This is a genomic window from Kitasatospora sp. NPDC089509 (assembly GCF_044749365.1).
In the GTDB taxonomy this organism is placed as follows: domain Bacteria; phylum Actinomycetota; class Actinomycetes; order Streptomycetales; family Streptomycetaceae; genus Kitasatospora.
In genome coordinates this window covers 853,879-870,764 of sequence record NZ_JBIVHS010000001.1, presented here as the reverse complement: position 1 = coordinate 870,764, position 16,886 = coordinate 853,879, and the positions used below count along the sequence as shown (strand labels likewise).

Genomic DNA, 16,886 nt, shown 5'->3' with positions numbered 1-16,886 from the left:
AGCCTTCGCGCATCAATACCGTCGGGTATATCCGGCGGCACCTGTCGGCCCCATCAGCTGCACTTATGTTTCGATCAAATGAGTCGCTACATAGCGTTATTTCTCACTGCATTCCGTCATGGCTAGCGTGGTGTCGCCCTTCGATGGGCGCACCCCATGCCGGACGAACGGGAGGCGCGGAGCCCGCAGTCGACTTCCCCGGGACCGTCCAGCCACAGGAGAGAAAGTTCTGAGCGTGCCCGAGCCGGAGTTCGACGACACCGCCCGAGACATTCCGCCCTGCCGGATGCCGAAAACGCAGACTCCGGTCCTCGCCACCCTCGGTAGGATCCTCGACATGGGGATAGAGCTGCATCACCTGCGAGGCTTCCTGATACTTGCCGAGGAGTGCCATTTCACTCGCGCCGCGGACCGCTTGGGCCTGTCACAGCCGAGCCTGAGCCGCAACATCAGAAGGCTCGAGGAGCAGTTGGGGGTCCGCCTGCTGGCCCGCACCACGCGTCACGTGGAACTCGCCCCGGCGGGGCAACGCCTCTACGAACAGCTGGCCGACCTGCTGCCCCGGCTGGAGAAGGCGCTGCAGCCGGACCGGTCCGGCGAGGTACTGCGCCTCGGCTTCACCTGGGGCTTCCCGGCCACCTGGGCACACGCCGCGATGAGCGAGTTCGAGCAGGCGACCGGCGTGCGGGTCGATCCGGTCCGCCGCGACGAACGGTTGGCCGGCCTCGACCACGGCGACGCCGACGTGGCCATCGTGCGTGGGCGCGTCGACACCAGGACCGCCCGGGTGATCCCGTTGACCGAGGAGCCCCGGATCATGGCGGTGGCGGCCGACCACCCGCTGACCGTGCGGCGCAGCGTGGCCTGGTCCGACCTGCCGGAGCTGCCACTGGTGATCAACACGGTCAGCGGCACCACCCAGCTCACCGAGTGGCCGGCCGAGCGCAGGCCGGTCGCCAGCGCCATCTGCTCCAACTTCGACGAGTGGCTGGAGGCCGTCGCCGCCGGTCGCGGCGCAGGTGTGGTGCCCTCCTCGATCGCCTCCTCCCACATGCACCCCACCGTGGTGTTCATCCCGCTCACCGGCGCCCCGCCGACCACGGTCCAGCTGGTGGTACCCCGACAGGGCGCGCACCCCCTGTCGGGCAGGTTCGTCATCGCGGCCCAGCGGGCGGTGGCCGAACACGTGCGCCGCCGCCCTGCCAGGCACGCGAACTGAGACCTCCGTTCAGTTCCGCAGCTCGGGGAACTGCTCCTCCCGCCAGGTGGCCGGGGTGTCACCGGTGGCCGCCGCCTCCTCGGCGCGCAGAGCAGCGCGGCGCACCTTGCCGGACTCCGTCAAAGGCAGTGCGGAACGGAACTCCAGGCGCCTGATGCGCTTGTAGGCGGCGATCCGACGGCGGGCGTGGGCCAGCAGTTCCCGGGCGGTGTCGCCGTCCGGCTGCCGACCGGGGGCCAGTTCGACGTAGGCCTTCGGCACGGCCATCCGCACCGGATCGGGACTCGGCACCACCGCGACCCCGGCGACCGCCGGATGTTCGAGCAGGACGCTCTCCAACTCGAACGGGGAGATCCGGTAGTCGGAGGACTTGAACACGTCGTCGGCGCGGCCGACGTAGCTGAACCAGCCGTCCTCGTCCCGGAGCGCGAGGTCACCCGTGTGGTACAGCCCGTCGCCGCCGGGCAGCACGGCCCGGCCGGACGCGTCGGCGTACCCGGCCATCAGCCCGGGGGCGCCGTCCGCCGGGTCGAGGCAGATCTCCCCCTCCGCCCGGCCCGCGGGCAGCCGCACACCGGTGGCCGGATCCACCAACAGGACTCGGTAGCCCGGCAGTTGGACGCCCATCGAGCCGACACGGCCGGGATGGCCGGGCGGATGACCGAGCTGGGCGGTGGTCTCGGTCTGCCCGTAACCGTCCCGGACCGTCACCCCCCAGACGCCGCGCACCCGGTGGACGGTGTCCGGGTCCAGCGGCTCGCCGGCGCTGACCGCCTCGCGGAGCCGCACCGGAAACTTCTCCGGCTCGGCCAGCAGGATCATCCGCCAGACCGTGGGCGGTGCGCACAGCGTGGTGGCCCGCTGCTCGCACAGCACCGAGAGCAGCGTGCCGGCATCGAACCGGCGCTGGTTGACCGCGACCACGGTCGCTCCCGCGTTCCACGGGGCGAAGACCGAGCTCCAGGCGTGCTTGGCCCAACCGGGCGAGGAGACGTTGACGTGGACGTCACCCGGGCGCACGCCCAGCCAGTACATGGTCGACAGATGGCCGACCGGGTAGCTGGCGTGGGTGTGCTGCACGATCTTCGGCAGCGAGGTGGTGCCCGAGGTGAAATAGAGCAGCAGCGGGGTCTCGGGGGTCACCGCCGGCCGGGCGGCGGGGGGCGCCGGCCGGGCCGCGAGCTCGGCGAAGCCGGTCCAGCCGGGCACGGCGCCGTCCAGTGCGAAACGGTTCTGCACGGCGGCCGACTCCGGGAACCGCCCGGCGTACACGGATTCGGCGACCACGTGCCGGACACCGGCGCGCTCCATCCGGTCCCGCAGGTCCTCGCGGCCCAGGTGGGTACTGACCGGGACCACGACCGCGCCGATCTTGAACGCCGCGAGCATGGTCTCCCACAGCTCCAACCGGTTGCCGGTCATCAGCAGCAGCCGGTCGCCCTGGGCGACACCACGGTCGGCCAGCGCGGCGGCCAGCCGGCCGGAGCGCCGGGAGAGCTGGTCGTAGGTCAGCTGGGTATGCGTCCGTGCGCCCTTCGCGGCATCGACGACGCGGACGGCCACCGTGTGGTTCTCGCGCGCGATCACGTCGAACCAGTCCAACGCCCAGTTGAAGTCGGGCATCCGGCCCAGCGCGGACAGGTCGACGATCGGCGGCAGGCCACCGACCGGGTGCTCGAGGATCGCGTCCCGGGCCGCGCGGAAGGCCTGGAACCGCGCCTCACCGCCGTCCGATGGCAGCGGGCACGGCGGTTGGGCGGGAACCCCCGCCTGGGGACTGGTCTGCATCGACACCTCCGTCAGTGACCGGCCCCCGCGCCTGTGCCGGGAGCCCAGAACAGCCTTGACACGCGCTGGCTATCGTCAACGAATCGGCGATCAGCTGTCAATGACAATATTGACAAGCCGTTCGGGATGTAGTTTTCTCGGGCCCAGCCGACCTCGAGGCGAAGGGCTGAACCGCCATGGACAAGCCGCAATCGATCGGAATCCTCAGTCTGGGCTCCTACATCCCGCCGCATGTGGTCGACAACGACCAGGTCGCGGCCTGGAGCGGAGCCGACCCGGCCTGGGTCCTGGAACGCACCGGGATCCGCGAGCGGCGCTACGCGGCCCCCGGGACCCGGACCTCCCAACTCGCCCACCGCGCGGCGGAGCAGGCACTGCACGGACAGGAGGCGGCCACGGCCGACCTCGGAGTCCTGGTGGTCGCCACCTCCACCCCCGACCAGCCCCAGCCGTCCACCGCCGTCTTCGTGCAGCACGCGCTCGGACTGACCACCGTCCCCGCCTTCGACGTCAACGCGGTGTGCAGCGGGTTCCTGTACGGACTGGCCGTCACCGAGTCGCTGCTCGGCCACCGCATGCCCGGCCGCCACGGCCTGGTGGTCGGCGCCGACCTCTACTCCACACTCATGGACCGCACCGACCGACGCACCGTCAGCCTGTTCGGCGACGGGGCGGGCGCCGTCCTGCTGGGCCCGGTGCCGGACGGCTACGGGCTGCGCGGGATCGAACTGCAGGCCCACAGCGAGTACCGCGACCTGGTCGAGGTCGTCGCGGGCGGCACCCGCAAGCCCGCCGACACCGCGGCCCGGGAAGCCCGCGAGCACCTGTTCCGGATGCAGGGCCGACCGGTGCGCGACTACGCCCTGCGCACGCTGCCCAAGCTGGTCTCCCTCGCCCTGGACCAGGCCGGCCTCGGCCTGCACGACGTGGGCCGCTTCATCCTGCACCAGGCCAACACCCGCCTCGTCGAGGCCTGCACGGCCGAACTGGGAGTCGACCCGGCGCGGGTACCGCTGGTCGCACCCGTCCTGGGAAACACCGCGGCCGCCTCGATTCCGCTCACCCTGCACCACGAGCACAAGCGCCGCCCGTTCCGGCGCGGCGAGCACCTGGTGCTCGCGGGCGTGGGCGGCGGAATGACCGCGGGCGCGGCCGTCCTCACCTGGTACTAGGGCCGGACAGGGCCTAGCTCCGACCACTTCCGCAGAAGCCGAACAGGAAGCCCACACGATGCCAGCACCGATCACCGATCAGGGCGCGCCGCGACGCTCCTACGAACTGAACGACCCGATGCCGAGCGAGGTCCGCGCGGGCGCCCGCCGGTTCGCCTCCGTCCAGGCGCTCAACGAACTCGTCGGCGTGCTGCCGTTCGCCGCCTGGCTCAACCGGGCCCCCAGTCTGTCGCGCAAGCAGATGCTGATGGCCAAGATCCAGGACGAGGTCGGCCACGGTCATGTGGCGGCCCGGGTCGCCCAGGACCTGGGCGCCGGCTGGGAGTCGATCCTCCGCGACTACGTGGAAGGACGTGCCAAGGTGCACAACATCTTCCACTACGACTTCGAGAGCTGGGAGGAGTTCGGGCCGGGGCTGCTGTTGATGAACTCGGCCGCGATCGTACAGTTCCAGTCGCTCGGACGGGGCGTCTACCTGCCGTACGCCCGGGCCCTGCGCAAGATCGAGCGCGAGGAGTCCTTCCACTACCAGCACGCGCTCGACATGACCCACGAGGTACTGCACTCCGGTGACACCGCACAGCGCCGCCGCGCCCAGGACGCCTTCGAGGTCTGGATGCGGCGGGTGCTGGCGTACTTCGGGCCGCCCGACACCGACACCCTGGCCACCAACCCCATGCACGTCGCCGGCCTCAAGCCGCACGGCAACGACGAGTTGCGCCAACAGTGGCTGGGGCGGATCGTCCCGGTCTGCCGCGGGCTGGGGATGCACGTCGACCCGGACCTCGTCCGCGAAGCCTCCCCCGGCCACTGGGAGTTCGACATGCCCGACTGGACGGACGTGAAACGGGTGATCGCCGGCGGCGGACCGGCCTCCGAGCAGCGGCTGGCCTGGATCCGCGGCGTGCTCGAGCGCAACGCGGCGGACCGGATCAGCAGGGTGGTGGCGGCCTGATGACGCAGCCCGACACCACCGACGAACAGGCCGGTGCCCCGGAGCGCGAGGTCTTCGAGGTGTTCCTCCAGACCGGCAGTACGACCCCGCTCTCGCACGTCGGTTCACTGCTGGCCACGGACCGCGCGCAGGCCTGGCGGCTGGCCCGTGAGGCCTACGGCAGGCGCGACGACGCCGTCCGGCTGTGGGTGGTTCGGCGCGACCACGTCCACACCGAGGCGGACGGCCGCCGACTGCTGGACGCCAAGTCCCGGATGCCGTACCGCCTGCCGGCCTTCCCGCAGGAGCGGCGACGACGACGCTCCGGCCTGCGCACCACCGAGCTCCACCGGGCGACCGCGTCCGTCCTGGCCGGTGCGACGACGCCGACGGATGACCGCACCGCGGCGACCGCACGGTGGGCGTCGATTGCCGACGACCTGTTCCTGCACTCCCATCACCTTGCCGAACTCACGGTTGACTACACGGAGTTGGAGGAGGCCTTGGCGGTCGGCTCGATCGCTCAGGAGGACCTGGCACACGCCCGGACCATCATGGGCCTGCTCGGCTGCGACGACGCAGCGGCCGACGCGCACTTCTTCGACCGGTCGCTCGAACGCTGGCAGCCCACCGCACTCACCGCCTGCCCACGCGACGACCGCCCCTGGTCGGTGGCCCGCGGACTGCTGATGGCCGCTGGGACCAGCGCGCTCCTGCTGTCCGCCCTGGGCGCCCCGGGCGGCGCCGCACCCGGCTCGTCCGACGCGGCCCTGCGTTCTGCGCTGCGGGCCATGGCCGACGAGCAGCGGCTCCACCTGAAGCACTGGGCGGCCCGGGTCCGCCACTACCGACACACCTCGCACCACCGGGCGATGGCCGAGGCCATGTCGGCGGCGACCGCGGCGGCCCAGGACCTCTTCGGGCCTGCGCTGCCGGTCCGGCTGCCCGACCCCGCCGCCGCGATGCTGCCCGAGGTGTCCGCGGCGGCCTGCACCGACCGCTTCGACCGCCTGTGGCAGGAGGTCGTGGCCGAGCCCGGCCCGGCGCCCGTGCTGCCCCGCCCCGCACCGGCCCGTCGTCCGGGCGACCGGCTCCCGGCGGCCGAACAGGTCGGCCTGCGCACGGCACTGGAACAGCTCCGTGCCGTGCGGGCCGGTTACCCGGACGGGGCGTTCCGGTGACCGGCAGGACGGCGGTTCGGCAGGACGGCCTCCAGGACCGGGTCCGGGCCGCCGTATTCGAGGTCCGCGACCCCGAAATCGACGTGACCCTGGTCGACCTGGGCGTGCTGCAGGAGATCGAGGTGACCGAGGAGGCGGTCCGGGTGGTACTGGCGCCCACCCGGACGGCCTGCCCGGGCCGCACCGCGATGGCGGACGGCATACGCCGGGCGGTGGCCGCGGTGCTGCCGGATGCCGAGGTCGTCATCGACTGGCGCCCTGGTGGCTGGCGGGCCGACCTGGTGTCGGAGCAGGGCCTGGACACCCTCCGCGGCTGCGGCTACGGCGTCACCGGGCACGGGGTCGTACTGGGGATCAGGCGCTGCCCGTACTGCGGATCCGGGCGGGTCGAGAGCACCGGCCGCTTCGGCGGCAGTGTCTGCAAGACGCCTTTCCACTGCCGGGCCTGCGGCTCGGCCTTCGACGAACTGGGGACAGCCGATGACATCGGGTGACGGAGGATCGATGAGGCTCCGGGGACTGACTGCGGTCGTCACCGGGGGCACCAGGGGCCTCGGGCGGGTGATCGCGGAGCGCTTCGTCGACGAAGGCGCCTCGGTGGTCTGCGCCGCGCGCAATCCGTACGACATCGACGAGCTGGTCGAGCGTGCCGACGGCCGAGCCCGGTACTGCTACGTGGACGTCACCGACCCCGACTCCGTGGACAAGCTGATGCACGACGCGGTCGACGCCTTCGACCGGATCGACGTCCTGGTCGCCAACGCGGGCGTGAGCAGGGACGGCAAGGTGGGACGGCTGTCGCCCGAGGCGTGGCACGAGATGGTCGCCACCAACCTCAACGGCGTCTACCTGTGCACCCACGCGGTGCTCCCGCACATGGAGCACCGCGGCAGCGGCCGGATCATCAACGTCTCGTCCAGCATGGCCAGCCGGGTGGCGATCGGCGCGGCGGGCTACTGCTCCACCAAGGCCGCGGTGGAGATGTTCACCCGGGTCTCGGCGATGGAGCTGGCCGCCAAGGGCATCCTGGTCAACGCGCTGGCGCCGGGCATCATCGACGAGGGCATGGGCCGCGACCTCACCTCCAACACCCGGGTCTGGGAGGCCTACCGGCGCCGCTTCGCACTGGGCCGGCCCGGGCGGCCCGATGAGGTCGCCGATGCCGCGGTCTTCCTCGCCTCCGAGGAGGCGTCGTACGTGAACGGACACATCCTTGAGGTCAACGGAGGCCTGCTGTGGGCGTAGTAGCGGACACAACCGTGGAGCCCGCCGGCTCCTCGCCCGTTCCCGCCGGGCAGCGGCGGGGGGCGGTGCGCCTGGAGGTCTCGGACGGGATCGGCTGGATCCGCCTGGACCGGCCTCCGGTGAACGCCCTGGACCGGCTCGCACAGGCGGAATTGGAGAGCGTGGCGCACCAGGCCGCCGCGTGCCAGGACGTCCGGGTGGTGGTGCTGGTCGGCAGTGAGCGGATCTTCTCGGCGGGCGGCGACATCAAGGAGATGTCCGCCATGGACCACAGCGACATGATGTACCACGCAGCCCGGCTGCAGGCCGCCTTCAACGCGGTGGCCGACATCCCACAGCCGGTGGTGGCGGCCATCAACGGCTCGGCGCTGGGCGGCGGCTGCGAGCTGGCACTGACGGCCGACATCCGCATCTGCGACGAGAACACCCGGATCGGGCTGCCCGAGATCGCGCTCGGGGTCATCCCCGGAGCGGGCGGCACCCAGCGGCTTCCCCGCCTGATCGGGCTGGCCCGGGCCAAGGAGCTGATCCTCACCGGGCGGGCGGTCGACGCCCAGGAGGCGCTGCGGATCGGCCTGGTCGACCGGGTGGTGGCGCCCGGCCGGGTGCTGTCCGAGGCCATGGCGGTCGCCCGGTCCTTCGCACAGGGCCCCCGACATGCCCTGCGTGCCGCCAAGTCGGCGGTGGAGCGCGGCGCGCGGACCGATCTGGCGGCCGGCCTGGAGATCGAACAGGCGCTGTTCGCCGGACTGTTCGCGACGGCGGACCGGCAGGCCGGGATGGGTTCCTTCGTCATGAACGGTCCGGGCCTGGCCCGGTTCGGCGAGCGGAGCTGACGGCCTCTTCCCACCCCCGTGCGACGGCCTGCCGTCGTTCTCTTCGGGTCGTTCCCGCCGGGGACCGGTACCGGATCCGGTCAGTCCGCGATGCCGTGGTAGGCCGTCACCCGGTCGACCACGGCGCGGACCAGGTACTCGCCCGGCACGGAGTTGCGCTCGCCGTACTCCGCGGCCCGCTCGGCGCCCATGTACCGGGCACCGATGCGGGTGGCCCAGGTGCGCAACTCCTGGGCGTCGTCCGTGAAGGCGGCCGTGCATTCCAGCATCACGTAGGCGTAGGGCGGCTGCTGGACGTCGACGCACAGGGCGAAGTGCGGATCACGGCGCAGCGCACGGTACTTGAGCGAGTCGTGCCAGGTGGTGAAGACCACCTCGACCCCGCCCGGGGCGTCGTCCAGCAGGAACCACACCGGCGTGACGTGCGGCCGGCCGTTCTTGCGGTGAGTGGCCAGCTTGCCGGTCCGGGTGCCGGTCAGCGCGAACGCGCGCCATTCGCCGTCAGTCATGGATCGCATGGGTGAGCTCCTCTCCGCGGTCGGCCTCGGCGGCCGCCGTCAGTTCGTCGAGCGTGGTCCCGAGCCACTCGAGTTCGGCCCGTGAGGTGGCCCGGGCGATCAGCAGGACCCCTTTGCGGAAGGGGTCGTCGACATCGTCGGCCCTGAGCGGGCTGTCACCGTCGTAGAAGTAGCTGCTGGGTTCGCCGAGGAACGCGAGGCGCCGGCGCAGTACCGCCGCCTGGGCTTCGGGGTCGGGCAGGTGGCGCAGGAAGGCGAGGAGGACGAACCAGCGGTTCTCGTCGGTGATGAACGGCTCGGCGGGCTCCCGCAGGTTGCGCTGCAGTTCGGCCCGGCCGGCCTCGGTGAGGCTGAGCACGTGTTTGGGGGCGGCGGCCGCCCCGGGCTGCGCCTCGCGGGTCAGCAGTGCGGCCGTCTCCAGCCGTTTGATGGCCGGGTACAGCGTGCCGTGGCTGACCGCCTTGACGTGGCCCGAAAGCCGGGCGATCCGGACCCGCAGGTCGTAGCCGTGCATCGGCTCCTCGTGCAGGAACCCGAGGATGGCAAGGTCCAGCATGCTCGACATGGTCGAAGTATAGACCAGATCCGCCATATGACGGTCCGACGCACCCCCTGGAGGACGACGTGCCCGGTGGCCGCGCGAGCCAGGACGACGGACGGCGACGGGCGGCGACGGGCGGCGCCCGGTTCAGCCGAGGCGGACCCGGGTGCACCTGGTCAGGTAGGGCATGGCGATCCCGTCCCGGCCGGCCAACGCCGGGTGGGTGGTGAGCAGTTGCTCGACCTCGGCCAGCAGCCGGGCGCGTTCGGCCTCGGGCAGCGCGATGACGTAGCTGCGCGAGGCGACCAGGTCGACGATGCCGGCCGGGGTGGTGGGGTGTTCCCAGCGGATCTCCAGCCGCTCGGGCGGGCCGAAGGGGGCGGGCGGCACCGGGGCGGTGTCGATCCGCTGCCGGGCCGACCGGTGCATCAGGGCGCCGAGTTCGGCGGCCCAGGGCTCGGTCTCGTCCCGGACGTTCCACACCAGCGCGAGGGTCCCGCCGGGGGCGAGCACCCGGGCGATCTCCGGGACGGCCGCGGCCTGGTCGAACCAGTGCCAGGCCTGCGCCACCACCACGGCGTCCACGCTCTCGTCGGGCAGCGGGATGCGTTCGGCCGTGCCGGCCCGGACCGCGGCCTTCGGCACCGCGGCGGCGAGCCGGTCGCGCATGCCCGGGTCGGGTTCGACCGCGACCACGTCCAGCCCGGCGTCGACCAGCATCCGGGTCAACTTGCCCGTCCCCGCGCCCAGTTCGAGCACCCGGCGGGCCTCGCGCGGGACCGCCGAGCCGATCAGCGCCTGTGGGTAGCCGGGACGGCCGTGCTGGTAGGAGTCGACGGCCAGGCCGAAGGAGCGGGCCCGCAGCCGGTCGGCCCAGCGCCGGGTCGCGCCCTGCCGGGTCAGCCCGCAGGCCCGGCCGATCTCCTCCCAGGTCGCCTGTCGGCCGCGCCGCAGCTCCTCCACCAGCTCGGTGCGCCGTTCCTCCAGCGCCTCGATCGCCGCCGAGAGCCGCTGCAGGCCGTCCAGCCCGCCCGTTCCGGCCACGTCCCGCGCCACCCGTCGACCGGGTTCGTTGTCGTCCATGGCCCCGCACTGTAGGGAGCGGACGCCCGGGTCGTCAACAGCCATTGCCCAGGAGAGCAACAGATGTTGCGCCACGCCGCGATGCCCCCCACACGAGTGAAGCGGACCGCACTTAGCACGAACTCGCCACCGTTCGCGGCGACTTGGGCCGGAAACCCTTCACATGGGCGAATCCTGCCCGGGTTGCCGGTGCGCGGGCGAGCGGGCGAGAAGCCTGGTGCCCGGGCGGCGGCCGACCGTGCTGCGACAGGTGTACGAGATGTCTGGAATATCCGGTACATCGCCACAAGTCGGTTGACGGACAGTATTTTTGAGTTTCGGTCAGGATTGTCCTGAACTTGGCTATGCTGCAGCACCACGCCTCCGGAGCCGGCCGTCGCCCGTCCCCGTTCTGTTCCGATCGTTTGAGGATTGCCGAATGCTTCGAGCTGGATCGTCATCCGCCAGACGGCGCCCCGCGCCCCTGCTCGGCTGGCTGCTGCCCACCGCCGTGACGGCGGCGGCGGTGGCGGTCGCCGCGGCGGTGGTGTCCGCCGGAGCCCGGACCCAGGTGCTGTGGTGCGGGGCGACGGCCACCGTGCTGGTCGCCGTGGTGGCCGCCGAATCCGCCCGGCGCGGCCGGGCCCTCGCCGAACTGCGCGACGAACACACCCGCCAGGTCGACGTGTTGAACCGCAAGCTCGCCGGGCAGGAGGACGAGATCGAGCGGATGGCCGCCGGTGAGCTGCGCCGGCTGGTCGGCGGCGCCCGGTACGGCTCGTCCATCGACGTGCTGCTCCAGCCCTTCCAGCGCCCGAACCCGCTGCTGTCCCGGAAGTTCCGCGGCTCGCTGGAGAAGGTGGTCTGCGGCATCGCCCAGGCCGTCGACGACGAGGTCAGCCGGCGCGACTCCGCCGAGCGCGCCTTCGTCAACCTCGCCCGCCGGGTGCAGGCGATCATCCACCGCCAGGCCAAGGACCTGCGGGAGATGGAGGACCGGCACGGCAACGACCCGGCGGTCTTCGACGACCTGCTCCGCCTCGACCACGGCAACGCCCTGGTCGGCCGCCTCGCCGACTCCATCGCCGTGCTCTCGGGTTCCCGGCCGGGCCGCCAGTGGACCCGGCCGATCGCGCTCTACAGCGTGCTGCGCGGCGGGATGTCCCGGATCCTGGAGTACCAGCGGGTCGACCTCCACCCGGTCGCCCAGATCTCGGTCACCGGCCCGGCCGTCGAACCGCTGATCCACGCCGTCGCCGAGCTCCTCGACAACGCCACCCGCTACTCCCCGCCGCACACCCACGTCCACCTCAGCGCCTCCGAGGTGCAGAGCGGGATAGCGATCGAGGTCGAGGACGGCGGCCTCGGCCTCACCGACGAGGCCCGCATCCGGGCCGAGCGCTCTATGCGCGAGGCCATGGTCTCCAAGGACTTCGACGACCTCACCGAGTCCCCCCGACTGGGCTTCGCCATCCTCGGCCGGCTCTGCCAGGCGTACGGCTTCCAGGTGTCGCTGCGCCGCTCCGCGTACGGCGGGGTGCGCGCGGTGCTGGTGGTCCCCCAGGAGCTGCTGACCACCGCGCCGCCGACCGGGCGGGCGCACGGCATCGGCGCCTTCTCCGGCCCGCGCCCGCTCCCGGCCAACAGCGCCCGGCACGCGGCCCCCGCCCGGCCCTGGGGCTCCCGCACCGCCCCGGCCGGCGGCCCGCTCGGCACCGGCTCGACGGCCGGGCTCGGGCAGTCCGCCGGGGTCGGACCGTCCTACGGCTCCACCAACCCGTGGGGGCCGACCGCCGCCGCGCCCGTCCCCGGCCCCGCGAACGGGTACGGGCCCGGGGACGACGAGGTGGTCGTCACCGAGCGCACCGCGAACGGCCTCCCGCAGCGCCGCCGCAGCCGCCCCACCGGCCGGGCCGCCTTCGCCACGCCCCCGCGCGGCACCGCCCAACCCGGCGGCCCCGACCGGCCCAGCGGCCCCACGGCCGGGCCGGCGGCGGGCCCGGCCGCCCAGGCCTCCCGCCCCAAGACGCAGCCCGGCCTGTGGCTGGAGGCCTTCATGGAGGGCTACAAGGGCACCGGCAAGGCCGGGACCACCGGTGGCGACGGCACCGGAACGACCAGCACCGGAACAGCCGGCACAGGCACGAGCAACACAGGCACGACCAGCACAGGCACGAGCAACACCGCTATCAGCAGCACCGGAACGAGCAGCACCGCACCGAACAGCGCCGGACAGACCAGTAGTGAAGAGACGGCAGGGAAAGGCGAGCAGTGATTCCGCACCGCAGCAACATGGACTGGATCCTCAACGACCTCGCACACAGCGTCCCGTACGTGCGCCACGTCATCGTGCTCTCCGCCGACGGCCTGCGGATCGCCCAGTACGGCGCCGACCCGGACACCGCGGACCGGCTGGCCGCCGCCTGCGCCGGACTGCAGAGCCTGGCCGCCGCCGTCGGGCACGAGTTCCCGCACGGCAACGGCGCGATGAAGCTGGTCGTGATCGAGGTCGACGGCGGCTACTTCTACCTGATGTCGGCCGGCGACCGCGCCTACCTCGCGGTGCTCGCCGACGAGGGGGTGGACGCCGGACTGGTCAGCCACCAGATGCGCGACCTGGTGGACCGGATCGGCGAGCACCTCTCCACCCCGCCGCGCAACCCGGAGACGGTCGCGTGAACCGGCCCGAGAGCACACCCGGTGCCCGGGCGGGCACATGAACGAGCACAGTGAGGCGATGACATGACCGCCGAGCAGGGCGGCTGGGACGGACCCGAGCCCGATCGCCTGTACGTGATCACCCGCGGCCGCAGCGGCCCCTCCGGGCCGGGCGTCTTCGACCTGGTCACGCTGATCGTCTCCCTCGCCGAACCGACCCCCGCCATGCAGCCCGAGCACGCGGCGATCCTGCGGCTGTGCCGCTCGCCGCTCTCGGTGGCGGAGGTCTCCGCCTACCTCGAACTGCCCACGAGCGTGGTCACCGTCCTGCTGGCGGACCTGCTCGACGACGGGCGGATCGAGGCCCGCGCCGCGATCCCGGCGGCCGAACTCCCCGACCGTGCCCTGTTGGAGGCGGTGATCCATGGACTTCAGCGGCTCTGACACGGTCGTCGGCCCGGCGAGCGCGGACCTGCTGCCCGACTCCGTCACCACGGCGGTCAAGGTGGTCATCGTCGGCGGCTTCGGGGTCGGCAAGACCACCCTGGTCGGCGCGGTCAGCGAGATCCGCCCGCTGACCACCGAGGAGACCATGACCCAGGCCGGGGTCGGCGTGGACGACCCGACGGGCGTCGAACGCAAGACCTCGACCACCGTGGCCATGGACTTCGGCCGGATCAGCATCAGCGACAAGCTGGTGCTGTACGTCTTCGGCACCCCCGGCCAGGAGCGGTTCTGGTTCCTCTGGAACGGCCTGTTCGAGGGCGCGCTCGGCGCCGTGGTCCTGGTGGACACCCGTCGGCTGGAGGTCAGCTTCGAGGTGATCGGCCGGCTGGAGGACCGCGGCGTCCCCTTCGTGGTGGCCGTCAACGGCTTCCCCGAGGCGCCCAGTTTCCCGCTGGACGAGCTGCGCCAGGCCCTGGACCTGCCGCCCGAGGTGCCGATCGTCGCCTGCGACGCCCGCAGCCGGGAGTCCAGCCGGGACACCCTGATGACCCTGATGCGCTACCTGTACGAGCTGGCCGCGCCCTCGGCCGGCTGACCCCGCACCGCCCCTTGCCGTCCCGCCCCGTCCCCGTCGCCCCGACTCCCTCGACTCCCCCGACTCTCGTGACCGGAGATCCTGTGACCACCCCGTTCCCCGACGACGCCGCGCCCGTCCCGCCGCCCGGCTGCCCCGCGCACGGGCGCGTGATCGAGCCGACCGGCCCCGGCGGGCTGCGCCGGCTGTACGGCCCGGAGGCCGAGGCCGACCCGGCGGGCCTGTACGAGAAGCTGCGCGCCGAACACGGCGACGTCGCCCCGGTGCTGCTGCACGGCGACCAGCGGGCCTGGCTGATCCTCGGCCACGCCGCCAACATCACCGCGATGCGCACCCCCTCGCTGTTCTCCCGCGACTCCCGGCTGTGGAGCGCCTTCCGCAACGACGAGGTGCCGGCCGACTCCCCGCTGCTGCCGGTGGTCGCCTGGCAGCCGATCTGCGTGTTCGCCGACGGCGAGGAGCACCGCCGGCTGCGCAACGCCGTACTGGACGGCCTCAACGGCTTCGACCGGCGCGGCATCCGCCGGCACGTCCGCCGCTTCACCACCGACCTGGTCCAGGTGGTCGGGCCGACCGGCAAGGCCGAGCTGATCACCCAGTTCGCCGAGCACCTGCCGATGCTGGTGATGACCAAGCTGATCGGCATGCCGGACGAGTACGGACCCCAACTCGTCGACGCCGCACGGGACCTGATGAAGGGCACCGAGACGGCGATCGCCAGCAACGAGTACGTGGTGACCAGCCTGCGCCGGACCATCGCGATCAAGCACGACGTCCCCGGCGACGACCTGACCAGCCGGCTGCTCGCCCACCCGGCCAAGCTCACCGACGACGAGGTGATGGAGCACCTGCGGGTGGTGCTGCTGGCCGCCAACGAGTCGACCGTCAACCTGATCGCCGACTCGCTGAAGATGGTGCTCACCGACCCGCGCTTCCGCGCCCACCTGTCCGGCGGCCAGATGACCCTGGGCGAGGCGCTGGACCAGGTGCTCTGGGACTCCCCGCCGATGTCCCTGGTGGCCGGGCGCTGGGCGACCACCGACACCGAACTGGGCGGCCAGCAGATCCGGGCCGGGGACCTCCTGCTGCTCGGCCTCGCCGCCGGCAACGTCGACCCGGTGGTCCGGCCCGACCTGGCCACCCCGCTGTACGGCAACCGCTCCCACCTGTCCTTCGGGGCCGGGCCGCACGAGTGCCCCGGGCAGGACATCGGCCGACACGTCGCCGAGGCCGGCATCGACATCCTGCTCACCCTGCTGCCGGACGTCCGACTGGCCGTCCCGGAGGAGGAGTTGACCTGGAGCTCGGCCTGGATCTCGCGCCATCTGACCGCGCTGCCGGTGGAGTTCACCCCGCAGGAGATCGAGCCGGACCCGGAGTCGGTCGCGGAGGCGGAGCGGGCGAAGGAGGAACGCGAGCTCGCCGTCCGGGCCCTGGAGGCCGCCCAGCGCGCGGCGGCGACCCCCGAACCGGCCCCGACGGCCGCCGTCCCGGCGCAGCGGCGCAGCTGGTGGGACGCCCTGACCGGGCTGTTCCGGCGCTGAAGTCCCGCTCGGGGTCGGCGCGTTGACCGATCGTCTGCTCGCGGCCGGTCTACTGCGGGCACCGATCCAACCGAGCTCTCCGGAGGACCATCGTGATCAAGCGTGTCATCGTCGGCGCGGCCGCGGCCGCCCTGTTCGGCCTCGGCACCGGTGCGGCGTTCGCCGCCGACGGGCCGTCCGTCCCGTCGGCCCCTCCGGGTACGGGGGCTTCCGCGGACGGCTGGAAGGGCGACGCCAACGACGCCGCCGTCCGGCCGGCGCCGAGCGGCGGGGCGACCCGGGCGCAGGCCGCCGCGTTCCCGTGGGAGGGGGACGTCCACGGGGCGTGATGACGCCCGGCCGCCCCGCCGGGTCCCCGGACCGGGCGGGGCGGCGCCCGCCCGCCGGCCGCTACCAGGGGACGGTCCGCCCGAAGCGGTCCAGGTACGCCAGGCCGGGTGTGCCCAGCCGGGAGAGCAGCACGTCCACCAACAGCGGGACGGTCTCCTCGATGGTGAACGGTGCGTCCGGGCCGCCCAGCGCGGTGCGGATCCAGCCGGGCGCCAGCAGCACGAAGGCGCGCCGCGTCCCGCTCTGCCGGGCCGCGAAGCTCCGCAGGAACATGTTCAGCGCCGCCTTGCTCCCCCGGTAGACCTCGCGGCCGCCGGTCGTGTTGTCGGTGAGGCTGCCCTGCCCGGAGGACATCGCCCCGATCAGCCCCGCCGGGGACACCAGGTCCTCCAGGGCTTCGATGACGCGCATCGGGCCGAGCGCGTTGGTGACCATCACTTCGATGAAGTCGGCCGTCGGGATCGCGCCGATCGGCGTCCGCTCGTGGCTGGTGGTGCCCGCGTTGACGAAGAGCAGGTCGAGCCGGCGGTGCGCCAGCCGTTGGTGCAGGGACGGCAGGCGGTCGGGCTCGTTCAGGTCGAGCTGTTCGATGGTCACCCGCCCGTCGGCCCGCTCGGCGAGCTCGTGCAGCGGTGTCCGGGCGGTGGTGTCGCGGACCGTGCCGACGACGTTCCAGCCCCGGCCGAGGAACTCCGCGGCCAGGGCGTGGCCGAGGCCGCGCGAGGCCCCGACGATCAGTGCGGTGGGTGGGTGCGGTGCGGTGCCGGTGGGGTCCATCGGGTGTCGTTCTCCGTTCCTCGGGCGTCGTGCCCCGGG

At 72.8% G+C, this 16,886-nt stretch carries 18 protein-coding genes; 13 read left to right on the top strand and 5 right to left on the bottom strand.

Annotated features, from left to right (window positions below):
• Nucleotides 1-286 precede the first annotated feature (286 nt).
• Nucleotides 287-1,219: a LysR family transcriptional regulator gene (locus ACIP4P_RS03530; RefSeq protein ID WP_400914434.1), complete on the top strand. Its 933-nt coding sequence runs from the start codon at nucleotides 287-289 to the stop codon at nucleotides 1,217-1,219.
• Between the two features lie 9 nt (nucleotides 1,220-1,228).
• On the opposite strand, the gene ACIP4P_RS03525 is transcribed toward ACIP4P_RS03530, so the two are convergent.
• Nucleotides 1,229-3,007, bottom strand: a complete 1,779-nt coding sequence (locus ACIP4P_RS03525) for an AMP-binding protein (RefSeq protein WP_400914274.1) — start codon at nucleotides 3,005-3,007, stop codon at nucleotides 1,229-1,231.
• Between the two features lie 176 nt (nucleotides 3,008-3,183).
• On the opposite strand from ACIP4P_RS03525, the gene ACIP4P_RS03520 reads away from it, so the two are divergent.
• Genes ACIP4P_RS03520 through ACIP4P_RS03495 form a run of 6 tightly spaced genes read left to right on the top strand, consistent with a single transcriptional unit; the run spans nucleotide 3,184 to nucleotide 8,375 of the window.
• Nucleotides 3,184-4,179, top strand: a complete 996-nt coding sequence (locus tag ACIP4P_RS03520; RefSeq protein WP_400914272.1) for a 3-oxoacyl-ACP synthase III family protein — start codon at nucleotides 3,184-3,186, stop codon at nucleotides 4,177-4,179.
• Between the two features lie 58 nt (nucleotides 4,180-4,237).
• Nucleotides 4,238-5,134: a Phenylacetic acid catabolic protein gene (locus tag ACIP4P_RS03515; protein ID WP_400914270.1), complete on the top strand. Its 897-nt coding sequence runs from the start codon at nucleotides 4,238-4,240 to the stop codon at nucleotides 5,132-5,134.
• A complete protein-coding gene (locus ACIP4P_RS03510; RefSeq protein ID WP_400914269.1) occupies nucleotides 5,134-6,294 on the top strand; it encodes a Phenylacetic acid catabolic protein in 1,161 nt (386 codons plus the stop codon). Before ACIP4P_RS03515 ends, ACIP4P_RS03510 begins: the two co-directional genes overlap by 1 nt.
• Nucleotides 6,291-6,788 carry an iron-sulfur cluster assembly protein gene (locus tag ACIP4P_RS03505; RefSeq protein ID WP_400914266.1) on the top strand — a complete coding sequence of 166 codons (498 nt, stop codon included), beginning with the start codon at nucleotides 6,291-6,293 and terminating at the stop codon, nucleotides 6,786-6,788. Before ACIP4P_RS03510 ends, ACIP4P_RS03505 begins: the two co-directional genes overlap by 4 nt.
• A gap of 10 nt (nucleotides 6,789-6,798) precedes the next feature.
• Entirely contained in the window at nucleotides 6,799-7,539 is a 741-nt protein-coding gene (locus ACIP4P_RS03500) for an SDR family NAD(P)-dependent oxidoreductase (protein ID WP_400914264.1), read from the top strand.
• A 14-nt stretch (nucleotides 7,540-7,553) separates the two neighbouring features.
• A complete protein-coding gene (locus tag ACIP4P_RS03495; protein WP_400914263.1) occupies nucleotides 7,554-8,375 on the top strand; it encodes an enoyl-CoA hydratase/isomerase family protein in 822 nt (273 codons plus the stop codon).
• Between the two features lie 80 nt (nucleotides 8,376-8,455).
• Here ACIP4P_RS03495 and ACIP4P_RS03490 read toward each other — a convergent pair whose 3' ends face one another.
• The 3 genes from ACIP4P_RS03490 to ACIP4P_RS03480 form a co-directional block, all read right to left on the bottom strand.
• On the bottom strand, nucleotides 8,456-8,884 hold the full coding sequence (locus ACIP4P_RS03490; protein WP_400914432.1) for a PPOX class F420-dependent oxidoreductase: 429 nt from the start codon (nucleotides 8,882-8,884) through the stop codon (nucleotides 8,456-8,458).
• The gene (locus ACIP4P_RS03485; protein WP_400914261.1) at nucleotides 8,877-9,458 is read right to left on the bottom strand and encodes a helix-turn-helix transcriptional regulator; all 582 of its coding nucleotides are present in this window, start codon (nucleotides 9,456-9,458) and stop codon (nucleotides 8,877-8,879) included. Before ACIP4P_RS03485 ends, ACIP4P_RS03490 begins: the two co-directional genes overlap by 8 nt.
• Before the next feature lie 123 nt (nucleotides 9,459-9,581).
• Nucleotides 9,582-10,517, bottom strand: coding sequence for a class I SAM-dependent methyltransferase (locus tag ACIP4P_RS03480; RefSeq protein WP_400914259.1), 936 nt, complete (start codon nucleotides 10,515-10,517; stop codon nucleotides 9,582-9,584).
• Between the two features lie 418 nt (nucleotides 10,518-10,935).
• Here ACIP4P_RS03480 and ACIP4P_RS03475 point away from each other — a divergent pair, with 418 nt between their 5' ends.
• The 6 genes from ACIP4P_RS03475 (at nucleotide 10,936) to ACIP4P_RS03450 (ending at nucleotide 16,069) form a co-directional block, all read left to right on the top strand.
• On the top strand, nucleotides 10,936-12,771 hold the full coding sequence (locus ACIP4P_RS03475; RefSeq protein ID WP_400914257.1) for an ATP-binding protein: 1,836 nt from the start codon (nucleotides 10,936-10,938) through the stop codon (nucleotides 12,769-12,771).
• A gap of 17 nt (nucleotides 12,772-12,788) precedes the next feature.
• Nucleotides 12,789-13,175: a roadblock/LC7 domain-containing protein gene (locus tag ACIP4P_RS03470; RefSeq protein WP_350510690.1), complete on the top strand. Its 387-nt coding sequence runs from the start codon at nucleotides 12,789-12,791 to the stop codon at nucleotides 13,173-13,175.
• 63 nt (nucleotides 13,176-13,238) lie between these two features.
• Nucleotides 13,239-13,598, top strand: coding sequence for a DUF742 domain-containing protein (locus ACIP4P_RS03465; protein ID WP_350510691.1), 360 nt, complete (start codon nucleotides 13,239-13,241; stop codon nucleotides 13,596-13,598).
• Nucleotides 13,579-14,196, top strand: coding sequence for an ATP/GTP-binding protein (locus ACIP4P_RS03460; protein ID WP_350510692.1), 618 nt, complete (start codon nucleotides 13,579-13,581; stop codon nucleotides 14,194-14,196). Before ACIP4P_RS03465 ends, ACIP4P_RS03460 begins: the two co-directional genes overlap by 20 nt.
• An 83-nt stretch (nucleotides 14,197-14,279) precedes the next feature.
• Nucleotides 14,280-15,740 (top strand): cytochrome P450, encoded by a 1,461-nt coding sequence (locus ACIP4P_RS03455; protein WP_400914255.1) that lies wholly within the window; start codon nucleotides 14,280-14,282, stop codon nucleotides 15,738-15,740.
• A 92-nt stretch (nucleotides 15,741-15,832) separates the two neighbouring features.
• The gene (locus ACIP4P_RS03450) at nucleotides 15,833-16,069 is read left to right on the top strand and encodes a hypothetical protein (RefSeq protein ID WP_400914253.1); all 237 of its coding nucleotides are present in this window, start codon (nucleotides 15,833-15,835) and stop codon (nucleotides 16,067-16,069) included.
• A gap of 61 nt (nucleotides 16,070-16,130) precedes the next feature.
• Here ACIP4P_RS03450 and ACIP4P_RS03445 read toward each other — a convergent pair whose 3' ends face one another.
• Nucleotides 16,131-16,847: an SDR family NAD(P)-dependent oxidoreductase gene (locus tag ACIP4P_RS03445; RefSeq protein ID WP_400914252.1), complete on the bottom strand. Its 717-nt coding sequence runs from the start codon at nucleotides 16,845-16,847 to the stop codon at nucleotides 16,131-16,133.
• Nucleotides 16,848-16,886 lie beyond the last annotated feature (39 nt).